The sequence below is a fragment of the Paenibacillus sp. sgz302115 genome (assembly GCF_056120445.1).
This window is the reverse complement of sequence record NZ_JBVYOK010000003.1, coordinates 293437-312044: the sequence shown is the minus strand read 5'-3', so window position 1 is coordinate 312044 and position 18608 is coordinate 293437. Positions and strand designations below refer to the sequence as shown.

The following is an 18608-nucleotide window of genomic DNA, read 5'->3' as shown; positions in this document are numbered from 1 at the left end:
CTACTTTCAGAGCCTTCTCAATAACCAGCCTTGAACAACCAGTATATTCCAAGTATATCATCGGCTGAATTATTGAATGAGTGAATAGCTCCTTATACCAGGGACTCGCCTGGATTCCGATTGCAGAGGAAGGCTGGGAATGGGAAATTGGCCTGAAATGGCGAAAAGACCGCTGCCTTCCGGCAGCGGCCAAACAGTTCATTACATATATGGAACAGCGGTGAACCGCCTTATTCCATTTTCCGGGTGTCCCCTGGTGCTCTATCCGCCCTCTTCCTGCTCTCCCGGATTCAGCTTCAGCTTGCGGTAATCGCCCGGCGTGACCCCGACCACCCGCTTGAACACCCGCCCGAAGGTGATGGAGTTGGCATAACCAAGCTGCTGGGCGATATCCTGCAGATTATCGCTGGTTGTCGCGAGCAAATATTCTGCCCGCTGCATTCGCAGTTGGGTCAGAAAATCCACGAACTTCATATCAAATTCCTCTTTGAAGAGATGGCTGGCATATTTGCCCGAAATCTGAAACCGGTCGCTTAGATGCTTGAGCGACAAGTCAGGGTTAGCAAAATTTTCTTCTATATATATCTTCATCTCACTGATCATCGCCCTGTAGCTTTTGGACTCATTGACGGATACATAAATCCGGTAAATTTCTGCGAGCCATTTCAGCATGACGGCCTGCACCTGCGCCAAAGTCGTTTCCGCTTCGATCTCGCTGTAATAGCCCCGCAGGCTCGGCTCGCTGAAGATTCTTTTCAGACTGTCCGACAACTGCCCCAGCTCACGGTCCAGCATCTGGATCAGGGTGTGGAGCAGCATGTGAATCTCCTCGTCCTTCACCTGGTCCTCACTGAACCAGAGAAACAGCTCATCCAGCCTCTGCCGCCAGTTCTCGTCCGCAATGCGGAATTCCCGCACAATTTCACCGAGCATTTGCAGATATTTGTACGACTGCAGCGCGGCCCTGTCCGGCAGGCTGTCACTCAGCACAACCATGTCTCTGCCGAGCGACAGCTTATGCTGCAGGGCCATGTCAGCCGCCGAGCAGGATTCAGGAATGGCCTCCAGCCCGTCAACCACCGGTCCTACGCCAATAGCCAGCGACAGTCCCAGATTGTCACTAACCCATCTCAAGCAACGCTCCGCCAATATGCGAAGAGCTTGCTTGTCCGCGCTGAGGCTCTCTCCGGAGCTGACAATGAGCCCGATCCGGTTGCCGCTCACCCATTCCGCCCAGCCCTGGAGACCTTCTTCACCCGCCAGCTCCTGGAACAGATTCATAAGCGTCAGCTTGAGCAGATTCTGATCCTTGGCCGGATATTTCCTGCGGAAATCATCGTAGTGGTTGATTTCAGCTGCAATATAGGCAAATTGCACCGAATCCCCGGTGAACGGAGTGAAGCGCTCCAGCCTGTCCGCAAGAGAGGTGATTCTTTCCCCCTCCAGCAGGTCCAGGAACAACTGACGGCGCTGCACCAGCAGATTTTCATCATATTGCTTTTGATAATCCATGGTTTGATTAATCAGGGTTTCGAGCGCCCGATCGATCAGCACAAGCTCATTTCTTGAGGTGCCATCCAGGCTCTCCTCGCGGAATTGCAGCGCCTGAATCCGGTTCATCATCGCTTTGATCGGCCGGTAATTTTTGCGGGTGATGTATAGGATGTACAGTGTGCCCAGAATAACGGTCAGAATCCCGATAATAATCCAGGTATAAGAAACTACGGACATCCAGGCGAACAGCTCACCCGCACGGATGCCGCTCTCGAAGGTCCAGCCTATATTGTCCATGTGGATGCGGGTAAGCACACTTCCCTGCGGAATTTCCTTCTCCCCGTGAGCCGCATAGACCAGCTCTCCCTGATCATTGACCACCTGCACGAAAGAAACCTGACCGCTCGTCATGTCAGCAATCATCCGCTCGATCCGGTACATGCTAAGATTAACCACAATCATACCCTCGGAGCCGAACGGCAGCGGCAGCCGCTTATACATGCTGATCACACGTGAAGTTGGGTCCGAGCTGAACATTTGGAGCCTGCGGACCTCACTCCATTGTCCAGTATCCGTCCCGGTCAGCGCCTGCTTGAGATAATCCCGGTCGGCAAAAATATCGCTGTCCATAAGTCCGTTCAGCGTCAGCACCTTTCCATCGAGCTTCCGGTAAATGTAGATGGAGTCAATCAACTGATTGCGGTACAGCATCCCTCTCATATCCTTCACGGTGCTGTACAGCCTGGTACGGTCGCCCCGGTCGCTCAGCCCGCTTAGATAATCACTGTAATCATGATTGGTCTCCATCTCCTGCAGCACCGCCAGTTCCACTTCACTCAGGGCATTCTGCACGGAATCCACCACAAAGCCGGTAGAGATGCGGTTGGCCTTATTGGTCTCACTGCGCGACAGCTCGCCTACAATGAGAAAGGAGAGAAAGATGAGAATTGATACGGTCAGCAGAAAAATAGGAAAGTAGGAGAACATCATTCTGCTGGACCAATTTCGCTTCATATGAACTCCCCCCGCCCTCTTGACTTGAACCCGAGACCTGCCTCTATGCTTTGTTAAATAAGCTGAACTATAGACCTTCGTAATGGGTCTGGTCGTAACTGCAGTGAATGTTTGGACTTCCGGCCGCTGTTGTCTGCAGATTTCTTGATTTGTACAGCTCTTCGCGGTGGAAATCCGTAGACAAAGGCGGACGCTAACGCTCCTCCAGTTCCAAACCTCCCCTCCGTCACTTCCGTCCTGTTATCTTTAGTTCAGCTTATTTACTCACAACCTCGGAGACAGCTTCGCAATTCTGTTTATCCAATATAACATGCCGGCTCCGATTAGTGCACTGAGAGTACAGGCAAGATACATCACCTGAGCACCGCCCGCATGATACAAATAACCGTTCAGCAGATTGCCCACGATGCCTCCAAGGCCGGAGAATACCATATTAAATATGCTTTGACCGGTCGCCTGCATTTTTTTGCCGGAAGCGTTAGCGACATATTCTACCGCAGCCACATAGAACAGGCCGAAGGACAAGCCGTGCAGCACCTGCACTCCAACCATAACTGCCGGAACCGGAAACAGCCATTGAATGCCCCACCGCAGCGCATAGAAAAATGCGGCCAGCAGCAGCGTCCGTTCATGGCCGATTCTGCGGAGAATTTTGGCCGCAAGCAGCATGGAAGGGATATTGGTCAGAGAAGCCAGCAGCAAAGCGGTGCCAACCAGAGAATAGCTGCCCCCGGCATCCTGAAAGGCGAGCACAAAAAAGGAGTTATAGGCCGTAAGCGTCTGATTCACGAAAAAACAGGCAACCAGAAACATCACGAACATGCGGTTGCCGAGCAGCTCCTTAAAGCCCTGTGACAAAGAGATCGCTGCAGCATTTCGCTCCGTGCTGCGGGACAAGCTGAGTACTGTTGCAGCTCCTGCAAGACTAAGCGCCAGAAAAGGTATCCACAGCTCGGTAATCCCGAAGCTCGACAGATAGAAGCCCCCGGCATAACCCCCAAGCGCTGTCCCCAGGCTGCCCAGACTGCGGATGGTTCCATAGGAGGTGCGGCCCTTCCGCGCTGCGGAGACCGCATAGGAATCGGCAATTGGGCTTTGCGTAGCCTGAAAGACAATGGAGATGATATACACCATCACAATCACTATGAATAATTTCAAGCTGTACAAATAAGAAAGGATAGCAGGTATGGAGATGCTCAGAATAAGCACCAGCTTCGTCTGGCGGTACCGGTCAACCAAGAGGCCCCAAACCGGCTGCACCAGAATGGACAACAGTGTGCCAACCGACATCAGCACTCCCACAACATCTGCCCCAAGACCCTGATGGACAAACAAGGTAGTCAAATAAGGATTGAACAGTCCACCCGCCAAGCCTGTGATCAAATATAACAAGCGGAGCTTGAGTAGCTCCATTTTAGCTTGCATGGGTATTATCGCCGCATTTTCCATGTTGCATTCTTCCTTCATCACAAGATAGTCACTTAGAAAAAGATAGACCCCGCCGCAAACGGGCGTGAGGTCTATCTCAGGCGGCCTTTTCAAGCAAGCTCAGGCCATCCGTTGCCTGCTCCTGCTATGGAGTCAGCGGGTCGAGCTGCAGGGTGAAATTCATCTTCACGTTTCCGTCCTTCGGATGGTACGCATAGACAATTTCCAGCAGCTTGTCACTTTCGTTCCAGATCACAGCCGGCTCCGGGGCCACAGCAGAAACCTTACAGCCCAGATTCGGCAGCTTCCAGCATTCAGGAGTCACTTCAGCGAAGGATAACCCAGGGCCGCTGACTTCAAAATACACTTCAATTTCCGTATCCGTATCCAGCTCTACCTCCACCGCAAGCAGGTCCTTCTCCACCGCAGCCTCGAAAATAATTCCCCGCAAATGGCTGTTCCAGCCCTTGCCCTTCTCCCGGCGGAGCAACCGCAGGTAGCATTTCTCGCCTGCGGCATTCTTCCAGTGGATCGTCGCCGGATGCATCTGGCCGTTCGTGTTCCGGCTGCCCGACATGGCGCCCAGCATCCGCTCCCGCTCGATCCAGGCAGCCGCGGTACACAGATTGCTGTTCGCTTCAGGATTGTCCCGCTCACACAGCTCGCGGAACTGCTGCTGCGTTCTGCGGTCTCCGCTATGCTCCTTGAACTGCTGAAGCAGCTCTTGCGGGAGGTCCACCCCCACCAGCGCAATCAGCGGATCATGGCTGGTTTCGCAGTTGACGGCAGTCATATGTTCATATCCCTCTCCCATCGCGAGGTAGAGAAAGACGCCGATAGAGCTGTGACCGGTCATCTCCATCTCGTAGGCACGGGAGAACGGCCCTGAGAGATTTTCCAGATTCGGATTGTAGAACTGGGCGATATTCTCCCACAGTCCATGCTCCAGCTTGCCTCCAGTTTGGCGGATGGCAGCAGACTTGCCGTACATTCTCCACATCCCCAGCACAGTCAGATCCACACCGTAATAAGTAGTCGTATTGAACTCCGCTAAGGACCCGAATTCCTCGTATGCGGCAAGCGCATCCGCTGCCTCCCTGTCCGCGTGCTCAGTCCAGCCGCTATCCCCAAACCGGTGTCCATAATAATGGACAATAAAGATATGCATGAGCAGAATATTCGAGTTCATCGGGATGGCATCGGATAACCACCGGTCTATCGAAGCCCCGACGGCCGCAAGCATAGATTCATTCATCCGGCGGACCAGCGCTTGCGGCAGCCAGTCTTCGAATTCATCCAGAATCACAGCGAAGGTACAGGCGATAAACTCACGCCAGTTCGGATCATAGCTTTTCCATACCGGGGGCAGCACCGCGTCTACTGCGCTGCGCAGGGATTGTCTGATGGCCTTGTCATCCAGACCGGCCGCCGATAAATCCGCTTGACCGGCTAGCTGCCCGGTTAACTTCTTGCCAACCTTCTCCACCGTCTCGCCCAGGAAAAAGGCAAACCCCGGCGCGAACTTCTTCCAGTCATAATTGCCCGCTGGAGGGTAGACCGCCTGCGGCGAGGTGCGGAAAGTACCGTGATAAATCTCGTCCGGGCAGTGATACTGCAGGTCCATCACTTTGTCCAGCAGCCTGCAGGCCCGCAGTACATCGCCAGGGCTATTTCGGATTAGCAGGGCCAGCGCATAGTGTGCGCTGCTGCGGGTATTGTGGTGTCCTATCTCTTCTTCATCTCTGAGCAGCTCCATGTCTTCATCATAGAGCGGGTCCATCATCTCCAAGGCTTGAACAATCAAGTAACGCTGCTTTTCTGTAAGCCGGTTCATCATTGTTTGGGTCATTCTGTGCTTCCCCCTCTTGTGGTTTTAGCCCTTAACCGCGCCCACCATCATACCGCTGATGAAGTAACGCTGCAAGAACGGATATACAACCAGAATCGGGATCGTCGTGAAAATAACACTCGCCGCCTTCAGGCTCTCCGGCATCAGCTTGTTCATGCCAAGACCCTCCTGCTGCATCAAATCGCTGACCTGATTGTTCTGGATCATCTGGTACAGCTTGAGCTGCAGCGGATATAAATCTGTATTGTTGATATACATCAGTGCGTCCTGGAATCCATTCCAGCGGCCCACGGCATAGAACAGGCTGAGCGTAGCCAGCGCAGGAAGCGACAACGGAAGAATAATACGGAACAAGGTGCCAAGATGGGTGGTGCCGTCAATTTCCGCCGCTTCCTCCAGGCCTTTGGGAATGCCGTTCAGGAAAGAGATCAGGATAATCATATAGAAGGGGCTGATCAGTCCCGGTAGTACGAGTGCCCAGATCGAATCCAGCAGATGGAGATTGCGGACCAGGATGTAATCGGGAATAATCCCGCCGCTGAAGAACATTGTAATGACAATAATCAGCATGAACCATTTTCGTCCCCGCAGATCCTTTTTGGAGAGCGAGTACGCAACGGCTATCGTCATGGCCATAGACAGCACTGTAGCCAGAATAGTCAGAAAGATCGTGAAACCAAGAGAACGGATCATAGACATATCGGAGAACACCTGAGTGTACGCTTCAAAGCTGATTTCTCTGGGGAAAAAGCTGACCAGGCCCGCCATAATCGGACGGCTGGAGCTTAAGGATATCGCAATAATATGAATAAAAGGCATTAGGCACAGGATAACAACGAAAGTAATTAACAGGATATTAACTATATCGAATACCCGGTTGGTTGCGCGCTCACTCATTTAGTTTCCCCCTCATTCTCTGTTTGTTCCGGCGCTTTGACTAGAGTATGCTCTCATCCGCCAGTTTCTTGGATGCATAGTTTGAACCGAGCAGGAAGACCAGTCCTACCAGCGCTTGGAACAGCCCTACAGCCGTTGCCAGTGAAATTTGCCCGGACTCAATGCCGATGCGGTATACAAAGGTGCTCAGCACTTCGGAATATTCCCGCACCGCGACGTTGCCGATAATAAACGGGCGGTCGAAGCCGATGGAGATCATATTGCCCAGGTTGATAATAAGCAGTGTGGCGATGGTAGTTTTGATGCCCGGCAAGGAGATATGCAGAATCTTCTTGAACCGGCCCGCCCCGTCCACCTCTGCTGCCTCGAACAGCTCTTTATTGATTCCGGTCAGCGCCGCCAGGTACAGAATCGTTCCCCAGCCTGCACTCTGCCATACGCCGATCAGAAGATAGGTGATAAGCCAATAATTTTTGTCGGAGAGAAAAGGAATGGCCTCCAGTCCCATGCCGGTCAGCAGGTTGTTAATGAATCCCGATTGGGTTCCGAATACCTGCAGCACAATGCCGCCGATAATGACCCATGAAATAAAATGGGGGATATACAGGATCGTTTGAGCGAATTTTTTGAACCAGGTAATTCTCAGCTCGTATAGCATAATTGCCAGAATCAGCGGTGTGGGAAAAGAAACGATCAGGTCCAGCAAATTCAGCATCAGCGTGTTGCGCAGTGCTACGAAGAAGTTGTTGTTCTGGAACACTTCCCGGAAGACATCCAGCCCGACCCACTCACTGCCGCCAATCCCTTGGAAAAAGTTAAAATCCTTAAAGGCAATCTGCACCCCGTACATAGGTCCGTATTTAAAAATGATGAAGTAAATGACCGGCAGCATAAGTAGTGCATACAACTGCCAGTGTCTGCGTAAGTAAACGGAATTCTTCACTGCCTTCACTCTCCTCGTCCGCCCTGCGGCAGCGGATGGCAGGGAGCCGGCTTCGGTTCCCTATCCACCGTAATCCCGCCGTCATTCAGCTTTTTTTTATTTGGAGCCCATTGCCTTATATGCTTCGGTACGTTCGTCGAGAATCGCCTGGCCGCCGCTGGCCATGTAGTCTTTCATCATCGAATCATAAGTGCTGTCGAACTGATCCGGCTTGATCATAGTCAGCTTGACGATGATTTCCTGGAACTTGTCGGCCAGCGCCGTGCCGTATTTCGCTTCCGCTTCAATCGGATGATCGAACCGCACCGGCTGAATGTTGTCCGTATTGGAGATTTCCACCGATTTGCGCATGTCTGCCTGGTATTTCTCCGGTGTCTGTGCAATGTACGCCGCTTCATTCTTGGCATCGTCTCCGGCATATTTACCATTAACGATGATTGCCAGGTCGCCGAAGTTGTAGATCCGGTCCATAGCCTCCTGAGTCGCATCAGGCTTCACAACAGGTACTCCGTTTACGAGCGTATAGTTCTCGTTCTCTACCCCGAACTGCATATCGAACAGGTTCGTGCCGGAAGCCATCCAGTCCAGATATTTCAGCGCCGCTTCGGCGTTTTTGCTGGATTTCGGAATCATGACATACATCGCGTTTGGCGCATACGCCGGCTTGGCATGCTTGCCTTCCGAGTTCGTGAAGGCATCGACCGGTGTAATTACAGCGCCGGGAACATTGGCCTGCAGGTTCTCATAGCCGCCGTTTGCGCTGAAGTACAGCTCTCCGGCATCCTCTGTGTAGAAGCCGAGCAGACCGTTCTGCAGATTCTGCCATAGCTGCTTCTTGTCTTTATCCAGGCCGAAGTCCTTGCTGATAAGGCCTTCATTGTACAGCTTGTTCATGAATTTCAGACCATCCTTGAAGCCCGGAAGCAGGGTTGGATAATCATTGGAGCCAAGCTGCTGGGTGAGTGTATACCGCTGCTCATCGGTGAGCGGCTGGATGAAGGACCAGAGCAGCGGCTCATATTGGGCCGATGCCAGGCTCACGCCGAACGGAATAACCTTGCCGCCGGTATTGCCCGGGTCTTTTTCCTTAAATGCCTTCAGCGTAGTGTACAGCTCATCTGTTGTCTGCGGCACCGGCAGGCCCAGCTTGTCCAGCCAATCCTGACGGATGTAGCCGGCGTATTTGCCAAGCACAAGTCTTCTGCCTGGAAGTGCGAATTGCTTTCCTTTATATTGTCCGTAGGCTAAAGTATCTTCGCCCAGAAATTTCTTAAGATTAGGCGCGTCTTTATCCAGCAAATCTGTAAGATCCGTCAGACCGCCCTGCTCTGCATACCGGTTAAAAGTACCCGAATCATAAGTGAACACAATGTCTGGTACTTCACTTTGGCTGGCCATCAGTACGTTCAGCTTCTGAATTTCTTCGGAGCGCGGCACCGGCACGAACTGTACATCAATATTGTTCGGCTTGCCGAAGCGCTCTTGCACAAGTCTTGTTAAATAACTGTCGGTGATGGTATAGCCGGCAGGTGAATTCCCCCGGTCGAACAGCTCCACCTTTAATGTAGTAGGCTTTGAGGAATCTGACGCTGCATTCCCGCTGGAAGCATCCTCCTTGGAAGAACATGCGGATAACAGCATTGAGGAGATTAATACGACTGCCATTGCGGGGCTTGCCCATTTTTTTGACCAACCTTTTGTCATTCTCTCATCACCTTTCCCCTTATAATGTTACTTAACATACCATCGAATGCTTCACCTGATGTTTACGACGCCTTCGATGTCACCTAGTATTACACGTAAATATGAAACTGCACAATAAACCATTTTCAGAAAGACGAAAATCATTTTCAGAAAGGGAGATAAACAATTATCGCCACAATAAACTGCTTTCCACATATCGCACGAACGCCCGTCCTGCCTGATCTCAAGCTTATTTTGATCCCGGATTGACCGGTTTATCCCTATAATTAGCCCTACCCCATTCCCTCCGGTTCCGCGTAAAGACATCGTACCACATCAAAAAAGACGCTCCCGGAATACTCCAGAAACGCCTTTTATTTGTATTTAATGTTATATTACCTCACACAATATTGGTCTCTAAATGGATTTTAGTTTACTATGTCACGCTTACCCGGAAGGCATTAACACTGTAGTTACTCCCGTTGATGGTCAATGTGGCATCATAGTATCCCCTGTTGCCGTTTGATTTACATTTATATTCTCCCGAGCAGCCGCAGACGAAAAATTTGGTCTTGGTGTAGCCTGGATAAATATTATTGAGCTTCCGGTAAAATAAATGTCCGTGATGGGTGAAAATTGCCAGGACCCTGTCTCTTGCTTTCAGTGGGATCGCACCAAAAAATTTGCTCGTTTCCGCCCCGCTTAACACATGGCTGGGATCTACAGTGATACCTGCCACCTTCAGAGGCCAATGAAAATCAATAATGTAATAGTGCTTGTCATCCAAATTTTTGAGCAATTTAATGCTGGCTGGACTGAATACGCCCAGAGCACAATCAAGCCATACATACTTCACCTTGGTCTGCGTTCCCGGGAAGTTCATTTGTCCGGCAGCAGCCCCCAAATATTTGGTGAACAATGGCCGGGTGCTTGCCTCCCAATTTCCAATTGAAGCTTTGTATGGAATAGCTCCAAGTGTGCCCGTAACCGTATCTTTGAAATCCTTGTAATACTCATCCGCATGATTCCCATGATCGGCTCCCGCTTGCGCATTATCTCCGCCAAAAATAACAAACCTCTTATTCCCGCTGCTCACAGCCTTCGGCAAGAGATTCTTGAAAATACTGGAGCTGTTCCCGTATCCCACATGACTGTCGCCTATAACCGCAAATTGGATAACCTGAGCCTTCACTGCGGGCTTTAAGCTGCGTTTACGCCTGATGCTGGAGGGAAGACTTCGTTTGACGCCAGACTTTACCAGCTTTTTCATCGCGCACCACCTCTTCCGTGCAAGTATCGAATATATGTATAGCATTTATATTCAACATCATATGGAAGATCGTGGACATTATCCCTTAGAAGGAAAACTTATTCCCGACAAAAAAGCCAATGGATACAAACAATACGGTCCAGACGACCGCTCCGATACAGCATAGCGAAAAATACCTTTTAAACGGCATCACAGTTATTCCTGATATGTATCCGGCTGCATGTCTGACTCCGGGAATAAAATAAGAGAAAAAAACGGTCCAGGCTCCATATTTTGCGAACCATTTCTTGACCTTTCGATATCGTTTAGGCGTCAGTCCCACCCATTTTCCGCATTTGTGAATAATACTGTAGCCTAATTTTCTCCCGATAGTATAGCTAATTGTCATTCCTGTTACTGATCCAATGAAGCTGAACAGGATCACAAGCAAGTAGTTCAACACATGCATAGAAGATAAATACCCAACGAACACCATTAATGTCTCATCCGGTATGGGAAGGCCTATAATTCCGAGAGCGAGTAAGACTAGGATTGCCGCATACCCGTATTGCGATATATACTGCATAGCCATTTCCATGATTGTCACTTCCTGATAGATATCTTCTTCAGCGATGGGAATCGGATACGGCTAACCATTAAAAAAGAAAGGGCGCCAATTAACGCAATGATTGCAGCCGGTTCCATACGCAGTTTAGACAGGGAAAAGAAAGATAGAATGACTCCCGCCGCTGTGATCGGCATACCCGTAAATTCCGTACTGGATGCTGATATATTAAACCGTGCTAACCGCAGAGCGCCGCATATTATAAATACAATGGCCGCAACGGCTTCTACCCCGTGCAAGTCCCCCAAATGGTGCAGCAGGATCAGGAAAACAGGTGCAGCCCCAAATGAAATCAGATCTGCCAGAGAATCGAGCTGTTTGCCGAAATCACTCGTACAGTTCATTAATCTGGCTAACAGTCCGTCCAGTACATCAAAAAAAGCCGCGATTAAAATTAGAATGAAAGCTATCTTATAATATCCTTCAATCGTAAAAATCAGCGAAGCCGCTCCAGCTCCTAAATTGAATACAGTGCAAATAGTTGGAATATACTTCAAAATCATGTGTGTCTTCTCCTTCCTGAACCCTTGCTAATCCCTAACCTCTTGGTGGAACTTATATCCTGCCCCGATAACCGTGCGGATAAAGCTCGATTCATACCCAAGCTTCGCTCTCAGCTTCTTAATATGTGAATCCACAACCCGGTGATCTCCGTCAAAATCCATGCCCCACACCCGGTTAATGATCGTCTCACGCGAAATCACTACATTCTCATTACTGATGAGCAGCAATAACAGCTCATATTCTTTCGGTGTCAGCTCCACCTCTCTGCCATCCACCTCCAGCTTGTGGGCTAACGTGTTCAGAACCGCAGATCCGAATTTGAGCATATGCCCTTGCGGCTTATAATTTTCAATCACACGTTTCATAAGCGAGTTGGCTCTGGCAATAAGCACCTTGGGACTGAACGGCTTGGTCACATAGTCATCCGCCCCAAGCTCAAAGCCGTACACCTTGTCATGATCCGCTGATTTAGCTGTGAGAATAATGATCGGCACACCTGAACGGCTGCGTACCTTCCGGCATACCTCGAACCCGTTCATCTTGGGCATCATCACGTCGAGAATCAATAAATCCGGATATAACGTTTCGAAATCATCCAGCGCATCCATTCCGTTCTCGGCCTCAATGACCTCCCACCCATCCTGAATGAAATAGTCTGATATAATTTCCCGGATTCGGGTCTCATCTTCAACAATAAGAACTTTCTTAGGCACTGCGTTCCCTTCTTTCAATCTTAAGACTGGGGTCAATTGCTGAAATGGATAATGAACCGGACCCCGTTCGGCAAATTTTCCACCGCATAGTCGAAGCCGTGCATCTCGAGAATCTGCTGAGCGATCGACAGGCCCAGCCCTGTGCCGCCGGTTTTGCGGCTGCGTGAAGGCTCTCCCCGATAAAAACGGTCCCAAATCAGCTTGAGCTGATCTTCCGGTATTCCCTCACCTATATTATCTACGTAGAGTCTGGTACTGGTGTCGCTGTGAATTTCAATTGTAATGACACTTCCTTCTTCCGCATGGCGAATGGCATTCATGATCAGGTTAACAATGACTTGCTCAATCCATTCCGGATCAGCCAGCACATGCTGTTCATTCACAGGCACAACGATAATTTCCAGTTCCTTTTCCTTGAGTAGATACACCAGCTTGTCAGCAACCTTCTCAACCCGTTCACTGAGCAAAAACATCTTTTTTCTCAGCTCTATCGTCCCTGACTCCAGCCTCGCCAAATCAAGCATGTCCTTAATTAACATTTCCATCTTGCCCGCTTCTTCGATAATAACCGAAGTATAGTGCTCGCGTTTATTAACATTCACACCATCCTGCAAGCCTTCTGCGAAGCTTTTGACAATGCTCAGCGGCGTCTTTAGTTCATGCGAAGCGTTGGCGAAGAAGCTCTGCTGGAGCACCTCAAGTCTCTGTTTTTGCTCAATATCCTCCTGTAGTTTGACGTTGGCATCTTTCAGATCACTGAGCGCCTTGTCCAGCTTCTGGGACATCTCCAGCATACTGCCCGACAGGCTGCCTAACTCATCATTCTGACGAATCGGAGAGACGGCCGTAAAGTCGAAGTTAAGCATCCGCTTGGCCATTTGATTCAAGGCGATCAGCGGTTTGGTCACGATTTTTGAGAAGAATAATGAAAGAATGAGAATAAGGATGAATCCCCCGATTCCCAGATAGATAAAGAACTCACGAAGCGCATCATTGGCATCGCCAATCTCCTGAATAGAGGTAACCGAGAACAGTATTTCCAAGTCTCCATTATTCTTCAGAAAAGGCTGCAAAATGATTTCATTGTTCGTTCCGCTCCAGGATTCAAACCACGGAAACTGCTGCATTTCCATATTACTCAGCCGCTTTTTTAATTCGCCGGATAACGGGAACGTCTCAGACAACGCCTGCATAAGCAGACCTTGCCGCAGATTCCAGATTTTGAAGTAAGGCATTTCAATATCGGTTACAGTCCCTGAGATCTGAGACGAGACTTCTCCCTCGTATTGGCCAATCGCTTTCGATTTCGACAGGAGAATCTTCTCGGGGTACAGCACGCCGGTATTCTCTTTCCCCCGTTGCTCAACATCTCCCAAAAGAGTTATCCTGTCCCCCTTCTGAATGTTTGCAGCTCTGAACTCGTCTCCATACAGGGTCATAAAGAGAGATAACGATACAAGAATTTTCTGGCCGTCATCCTGCGTTACAACCATATGGTAAGGATCATCAACCATCAGTTTTCCATCTATATCCATAATCGCCAGCTGGCTTCTGTTGCTGGTCATGAATTTGAGCATTTCACGCGTGAGCTGGCTTGAGCTCCAATCCTTGCGGGAATAATCAGTCGCGAACTTCTTCAGACGTTGCTCCACCTTGTTCAATTTATGATTCTCGTAAAAGTTATTAAACAGCAGCAGTTGAGATAGAATGATCATCATATAAAAAAATGCAAAAAACAAAACCGTGATCATAAACAGCTTGAACGTAATGCTTCTATTTTTCATAGGATCTCCTTGCATATCAGCTCTATTTAACTATTATAACTAATCGGTTTGTTCATTATGTGTCCATAAAAAAAGAAGGTGTCCCAAAGCCGGAAATGGCTTGAGACACCTATCGTTTTTTGAGCAGGATTAACGTGAGCGCTTGTTTGTTATGTATTTAATCTACCTTAGCACCATAGGAACGTAGGAAAAGAACCGCTTGCTCCCTGTCCATTCGCACACCTTTGACATTCAGTGCCTTTAGATCAATGCCTTCCAGCTTGGCCTCCCGGAGATCGGCTCCCAGCAATTTCGCTTTGCCCAGCATTACTCTTGTCAGGTCGCAGTCCCTTAAGTCCGCCTTTGTTAAATCACTTTCCGAAAGATCCGCTTCAAAAAAACGAATCCCCCGCAAATCCTGCTTGCCCAGCTTAGTGTGCCTCAGATTCGTATAGGACCAATCGCCCCCGCACAGCGTAATGCCGTCCATTTGAGCGCCCGCGAAATCCGATCCGGTCATTTTGCAGGAGATAAATTTGGTGACAAAGAGATTGGCGCCGGTGAACTTGCAATTCTCGAAGGCCGATTCCGTGTGGATGGACGCATTTAAGGCAGCGCCTTTAAAATCACATTCAATAAACCGGCAATGGCTGGTATCAATTTCTTCCATAGAAGTATTCATAAATGTACACTTTGTAAACGTGCAGCGGACAAGCTCCCCATAACGCAAATCCTGCCCGTCAAAACGGATTTCTGTAAATTCCCGATCCTTGTATTGATACATTTTTTTTGCCTCCTATCATAAACTTAGCGATCTCCTCCAATTGTAACTTAGGAAAAGATCGCTGGCTCTATATAAGCTGAACTTTATGTTATTATTTTGGAGCTTAGCCGTAACTGCGGGGAATGTTTGGACTTCCGGACGCTACCGCTCCTCCAGTTCCAAACTTCCCCTCCATTACTTCTACCCTTTTATGATTTTTCAAGTTCAGCTTATAAAGTTTGGGATATTTACTTTTTGGGGGAAGGTTTTTTGCGGCGGGAGGTTTTCTTGGAGGCAAGCTTCTCCTCCGCCAGCCTGCTCATTTCTTCTATATATTGCTGCTCCTGACGAAGCTTCTCGGCCGCAGCCTGCTCGGATTTCAATTGCAAATCCTTCATGATCTCATCATGGATCGCCGGGTCGGAAATGCTCAGATGATGCTCAAAGGCCTCCGGGTACAGGAAGCTTTTCTCCCCAGCCTCTCCAGAAAATACAACCGTGATCCGCCCGCCGTCATTACTTGACACGGTTCCAGAACCAAAACGGACATGAGAAACCTGCTTTTTCATCAGATTCATTCTTAATACTCCTTTTCCAGCTCTTTTCGCAAATACCGGCCCGTGTAGCTCCATTCATGCCGCGCCACCTCTTCAGGAGTACCTGTGCAGACAACCTCGCCGCCTTCTGCTCCCCCTTCCGGGCCAAGATCAATAATGTAGTCCGCATTCTTGATCAGCTCCAGATTATGTTCGATGACCACCACGGTATTGCCGGCATCGGTCAGCGAATGCAGAACATGAATTAATTGATGCACATCGGCAAAATGCAGTCCGGTGGTCGGCTCATCCATGACATAAATCGTGGACCCGGTAGCCGGCTTAAGCAGCTCTGTTGCCAGCTTTACCCGCTGCGCTTCACCGCCGGACAAGGTGGTTGCGGCTTGGCCGAGCTTGATGTATCCCAGCCCGACACTGCAGAGCGCCTCGATCTTTTTGCGGATTCTGGGGATGTTCCCGAAAAATGAAGCGGCCTCCTGAGCCGTCATATCCAGCACATCAGCAATGCTTTTGCCTTTATAGTGGACTTCAAGCGTCTCACGGCTGTATCTCCGCCCTTTGCACACACTGCATGGCACATGCACATCGGGGAGAAAATGCATTTCCACCCTGACCAGCCCTTCGCCCGCACAGGCTTCACAGCGCCCGCCTTTAATATTGAAGGAAAACCGGCCAGGGCCATACGCCCGAATCTTGGCTTCGTTCGTCAGCGAGAACAGCGTGCGGATATTGTCAAAGACACCGGTGTAGGTGGCTGGATTGGAGCGCGGTGTGCGTCCAATCGGATTTTGGTCGATATTAATGATTTTATCGAGATGCTCAAGCCCCTCTATTCTCGAATGGGCTCCGGCAACCGTATGCGCTCTGTTCAGGGCAGCGGCCAGCTTCTTATACAATATTTCGTTGATCAGACTGGATTTCCCGGACCCTGATACTCCTGTTACACAAGTGAAGGTTCCTAGCGGAATGGACACATCTAATCCCTTCAGATTGTTGGCGGCAGCGCCTACGATAGTCAGCTTGTTACCGGTTCCGGCGCGCCGTGTTTCCGGCACCGGGATATGCATTTTATGTGAGAGATACTGGCCGGTAATTGACCGGGGCTCTGTCATGATGTCTTGCACAGCGCCCTGTGCAATGACCTCGCCTCCGTTCGTTCCCGCGTAAGGGCCAATGTCCACGATCCAGTCCGCTTGACGTATGGTATCTTCATCGTGCTCCACTACGATCAAGGTATTGCCGAGATCACGCATTTTCCCCAAAGCCGCAAGCAGGCGGTCATTGTCACGCTGATGCAGGCCAATCGAAGGCTCATCCAGAATATACAGCACGCCCATAAGCCCGGAGCCGAGCTGTGTCGCCAGACGAATGCGCTGGCTCTCACCGCCGGATAATGTTCCCGAAGCTCTTGCGAGTGTCAAATAATTAAGCCCTACGTTCCTCAGGAACTGGAATCTTGAATCAATTTCCTGCAGAATCGAATCAGCGATATCCGAATGTTCCCGGGACAAGCTCAAGCCTCCAATAAACTGCGCAGCGGCATCTACAGATAGCTTGCAGAATTCCGATATGTTCAACCCGCCGATTTTGACAGCAAGTACTACAGGCGACAGCCGGTCGCCGTGACAAGCCGGACAAGGCAGGACTGACATGTACTCCTCCAGCTCAACACGCATCTCCTCCGATTGTGTCTCCCGGTAGCGCCGCTCCAGATTATTGACAATGCCTTCAAAGGATTCTTTAACGTATTTTCTCAGAGCTTCACTGGGATGGTATACTTCAAGCTTCTCGCCGCCTGTCCCATACAGCAGTGCATTCAGCGCTTCCGGCGGGAGCTGCTCCAGCGGGGTATCGAAGTCGAAACCATACTTTTTTCCCAGCGCTTCATAGTACATTTTGCAAAAAGAATTCGTCTTGACATTGTTCCAGCCATTTGCCGCAATCGCGCCCGAATTGATCGAGCGGCTGGGGTCAGGAATGACCTTGCCCGGGTCTACCTTCAGATGCGAACCGAGGCCGGAACAGGCCGGACATGCACCTTCGTGGTTGTTAAAGGAGAACAAACGCGGAGATAGCTCCGGCAATGAGACTGTACAGTAAGGGCAGGCGTAATTTTGGGAGAACATCGTCTCTTCACCGCTGGCCGACTGCCGGATAATCACCAGGTCTCCCGATAAGGCAAATGCGGTCTCAAGCGAGTCTGCCAGTCTTTGATAATCCATATCTTTTACAACTAGACGGTCAATGACGATTTCGATATTATGCTGCTTATTCTTGTCCAGGCGGATTTCACTCATTAAATCATGAACCTCACCATTCACCCGGACACGGACATATCCGCTCAGCTTGGCCTGTTCAATAACTTTCTGATGCTCGCCCTTCTTGCCCCGGACCACAGGAGCCAGGATTTCGTATTTCGTTCCGCTTGGAAATCTGCCGATCTGCTCCATAATCTGATCAACCGATTGGCGTTTGATCATCCGCCCGCAGGACGGGCAATGAGGCGTTCCAATCTTGGACCACAGCAGACGCAAATAATCGTAAATCTCCGTTACCGTCCCTACGGTTGAGCGCGGATTGTTGGAGGTTGTTTTCTGTTCAATAGCTATCGCAGGGGAAAGACCGTCAATCGCATCCACATCCGGCTTACCCATAAGCCCCAGAAATTGTCTGGCGTAGGAAGAAAGGGATTCCACATACCGCATTTGCCCTTCCGCATATAACGTATCAAAAGCCAGTCTCGATTTCCCCGACCCGCTCACGCCTGTGAAAACTACAAATTGGTTGCGGGGGATGCTAAGGCTGATATCTTTAAGATTATTTTCCCTTGCTCCGCTGACACTTATATATTTCTGCATTCATAACTCCTCCTGATATCAGCCCGGGCCAAGCAGCGTTTCACTCTTCATAAATTAATTTTATCATATGCATGTCAAGTCTTTTTACCATATATTGTTATTCTATTAAGAATTATTTTGAGTAGAACTATCAAATTCTACTATGCACCTATTCCGCGAGAATCGCTTCCCTCTGCCGGATGTCTTCCCGCACCAGCAGTCCGGCTTCTTCCGCAGTAACCTTCTTGATCAGCATCAGCTCGCTTTCCAGCAGACAGCCATGCCGCTC

At 49.9% G+C, this 18608-nt stretch carries 15 protein-coding genes; 1 reads left to right on the top strand and 14 read right to left on the bottom strand.

Annotated features, from left to right (window positions below):
- The first annotated feature begins 80 nt into the window (after window positions 1-80).
- Window positions 81-224 carry a hypothetical protein gene (locus AC0LWN_RS09590; protein WP_474664626.1) on the top strand — a complete coding sequence of 48 codons (144 nt, stop codon included), beginning with the start codon at window positions 81-83 and terminating at the stop codon, window positions 222-224.
- Between the two features lie 37 nt (window positions 225-261).
- On the opposite strand, the gene AC0LWN_RS09585 is transcribed toward AC0LWN_RS09590, so the two are convergent.
- From AC0LWN_RS09585 to uvrA, 14 genes are all read right to left on the bottom strand, one after another.
- A complete protein-coding gene (locus tag AC0LWN_RS09585; protein ID WP_474664624.1) occupies window positions 262-2508 on the bottom strand; it encodes a helix-turn-helix domain-containing protein in 2247 nt (748 codons plus the stop codon).
- 264 nt (window positions 2509-2772) lie between these two features.
- Window positions 2773-3957 (bottom strand): MFS transporter, encoded by a 1185-nt coding sequence (locus AC0LWN_RS09580; RefSeq protein ID WP_458964652.1) that lies wholly within the window; start codon window positions 3955-3957, stop codon window positions 2773-2775.
- Window positions 3958-4081: 124 nt separating this feature from the next.
- The gene (locus AC0LWN_RS09575) at window positions 4082-5785 is read right to left on the bottom strand and encodes a DUF8769 domain-containing protein (protein WP_474664622.1); all 1704 of its coding nucleotides are present in this window, start codon (window positions 5783-5785) and stop codon (window positions 4082-4084) included.
- Window positions 5786-5809: 24 nt separating this feature from the next.
- Entirely contained in the window at window positions 5810-6682 is an 873-nt protein-coding gene (locus AC0LWN_RS09570; protein ID WP_474664620.1) for a carbohydrate ABC transporter permease, read from the bottom strand.
- A gap of 40 nt (window positions 6683-6722) precedes the next feature.
- Complete coding sequence (locus AC0LWN_RS09565; protein ID WP_474664618.1) at window positions 6723-7625, bottom strand: ABC transporter permease; 903 nt, start codon at window positions 7623-7625, stop codon at window positions 6723-6725.
- Between the two features lie 96 nt (window positions 7626-7721).
- A complete protein-coding gene (locus AC0LWN_RS09560) occupies window positions 7722-9329 on the bottom strand; it encodes an extracellular solute-binding protein (protein ID WP_474664616.1) in 1608 nt (535 codons plus the stop codon).
- Window positions 9330-9744: 415 nt separating this feature from the next.
- Window positions 9745-10578 carry a metallophosphoesterase gene (locus tag AC0LWN_RS09555; protein ID WP_474664614.1) on the bottom strand — a complete coding sequence of 278 codons (834 nt, stop codon included), beginning with the start codon at window positions 10576-10578 and terminating at the stop codon, window positions 9745-9747.
- An 85-nt stretch (window positions 10579-10663) separates the two neighbouring features.
- Complete coding sequence (locus tag AC0LWN_RS09550; protein ID WP_458964646.1) at window positions 10664-11155, bottom strand: DedA family protein; 492 nt, start codon at window positions 11153-11155, stop codon at window positions 10664-10666.
- A 5-nt stretch (window positions 11156-11160) separates the two neighbouring features.
- Window positions 11161-11685 carry a CDP-diacylglycerol--serine O-phosphatidyltransferase gene (gene pssA / locus AC0LWN_RS09545; protein ID WP_458964645.1) on the bottom strand — a complete coding sequence of 175 codons (525 nt, stop codon included), beginning with the start codon at window positions 11683-11685 and terminating at the stop codon, window positions 11161-11163.
- Between the two features lie 27 nt (window positions 11686-11712).
- Window positions 11713-12399 carry a response regulator transcription factor gene (locus tag AC0LWN_RS09540; RefSeq protein WP_474664612.1) on the bottom strand — a complete coding sequence of 229 codons (687 nt, stop codon included), beginning with the start codon at window positions 12397-12399 and terminating at the stop codon, window positions 11713-11715.
- A gap of 32 nt (window positions 12400-12431) precedes the next feature.
- On the bottom strand, window positions 12432-14183 hold the full coding sequence (locus AC0LWN_RS09535; protein ID WP_474664610.1) for a sensor histidine kinase: 1752 nt from the start codon (window positions 14181-14183) through the stop codon (window positions 12432-12434).
- Window positions 14184-14340: 157 nt separating this feature from the next.
- Window positions 14341-14946 (bottom strand): pentapeptide repeat-containing protein, encoded by a 606-nt coding sequence (locus AC0LWN_RS09530; protein WP_474664608.1) that lies wholly within the window; start codon window positions 14944-14946, stop codon window positions 14341-14343.
- A gap of 227 nt (window positions 14947-15173) precedes the next feature.
- Window positions 15174-15503 carry a hypothetical protein gene (locus tag AC0LWN_RS09525; RefSeq protein WP_474664606.1) on the bottom strand — a complete coding sequence of 110 codons (330 nt, stop codon included), beginning with the start codon at window positions 15501-15503 and terminating at the stop codon, window positions 15174-15176.
- A gap of 2 nt (window positions 15504-15505) precedes the next feature.
- A complete protein-coding gene (gene uvrA, locus AC0LWN_RS09520; protein WP_474664604.1) occupies window positions 15506-18340 on the bottom strand; it encodes an excinuclease ABC subunit UvrA in 2835 nt (944 codons plus the stop codon).
- Window positions 18341-18608: the final 268 nt, after the last annotated feature.

Excerpts from the sequence above, each read along its gene's own strand:
- AC0LWN_RS09585 (WP_474664624.1), bottom strand. The coding sequence starts at position 2,508 with ATGAAGCGAAATTGGTCCAGCAGAATGATGTTCTCCTACTTTCCTATT.
- AC0LWN_RS09580 (WP_458964652.1), bottom strand. The coding sequence starts at position 3,957 with ATGGAAAATGCGGCGATAATACCCATGCAAGCTAAAATGGAGCTACTC.
- AC0LWN_RS09575 (WP_474664622.1), bottom strand. The coding sequence starts at position 5,785 with ATGACCCAAACAATGATGAACCGGCTTACAGAAAAGCAGCGTTACTTG.
- AC0LWN_RS09570 (WP_474664620.1), bottom strand. The coding sequence starts at position 6,682 with ATGAGTGAGCGCGCAACCAACCGGGTATTCGATATAGTTAATATCCTG.
- AC0LWN_RS09560 (WP_474664616.1), bottom strand. The coding sequence starts at position 9,329 with ATGACAAAAGGTTGGTCAAAAAAATGGGCAAGCCCCGCAATGGCAGTC.
- AC0LWN_RS09555 (WP_474664614.1), bottom strand. The coding sequence starts at position 10,578 with ATGAAAAAGCTGGTAAAGTCTGGCGTCAAACGAAGTCTTCCCTCCAGC.
- AC0LWN_RS09550 (WP_458964646.1), bottom strand. The coding sequence starts at position 11,155 with ATGGAAATGGCTATGCAGTATATATCGCAATACGGGTATGCGGCAATC.
- pssA (WP_458964645.1), bottom strand. The coding sequence starts at position 11,685 with ATGATTTTGAAGTATATTCCAACTATTTGCACTGTATTCAATTTAGGA.
- AC0LWN_RS09535 (WP_474664610.1), bottom strand. The coding sequence starts at position 14,183 with ATGAAAAATAGAAGCATTACGTTCAAGCTGTTTATGATCACGGTTTTG.
- AC0LWN_RS09530 (WP_474664608.1), bottom strand. The coding sequence starts at position 14,946 with ATGTATCAATACAAGGATCGGGAATTTACAGAAATCCGTTTTGACGGG.
- AC0LWN_RS09525 (WP_474664606.1), bottom strand. The coding sequence starts at position 15,503 with ATGAATCTGATGAAAAAGCAGGTTTCTCATGTCCGTTTTGGTTCTGGA.
- uvrA (WP_474664604.1), bottom strand. The coding sequence starts at position 18,340 with ATGCAGAAATATATAAGTGTCAGCGGAGCAAGGGAAAATAATCTTAAA.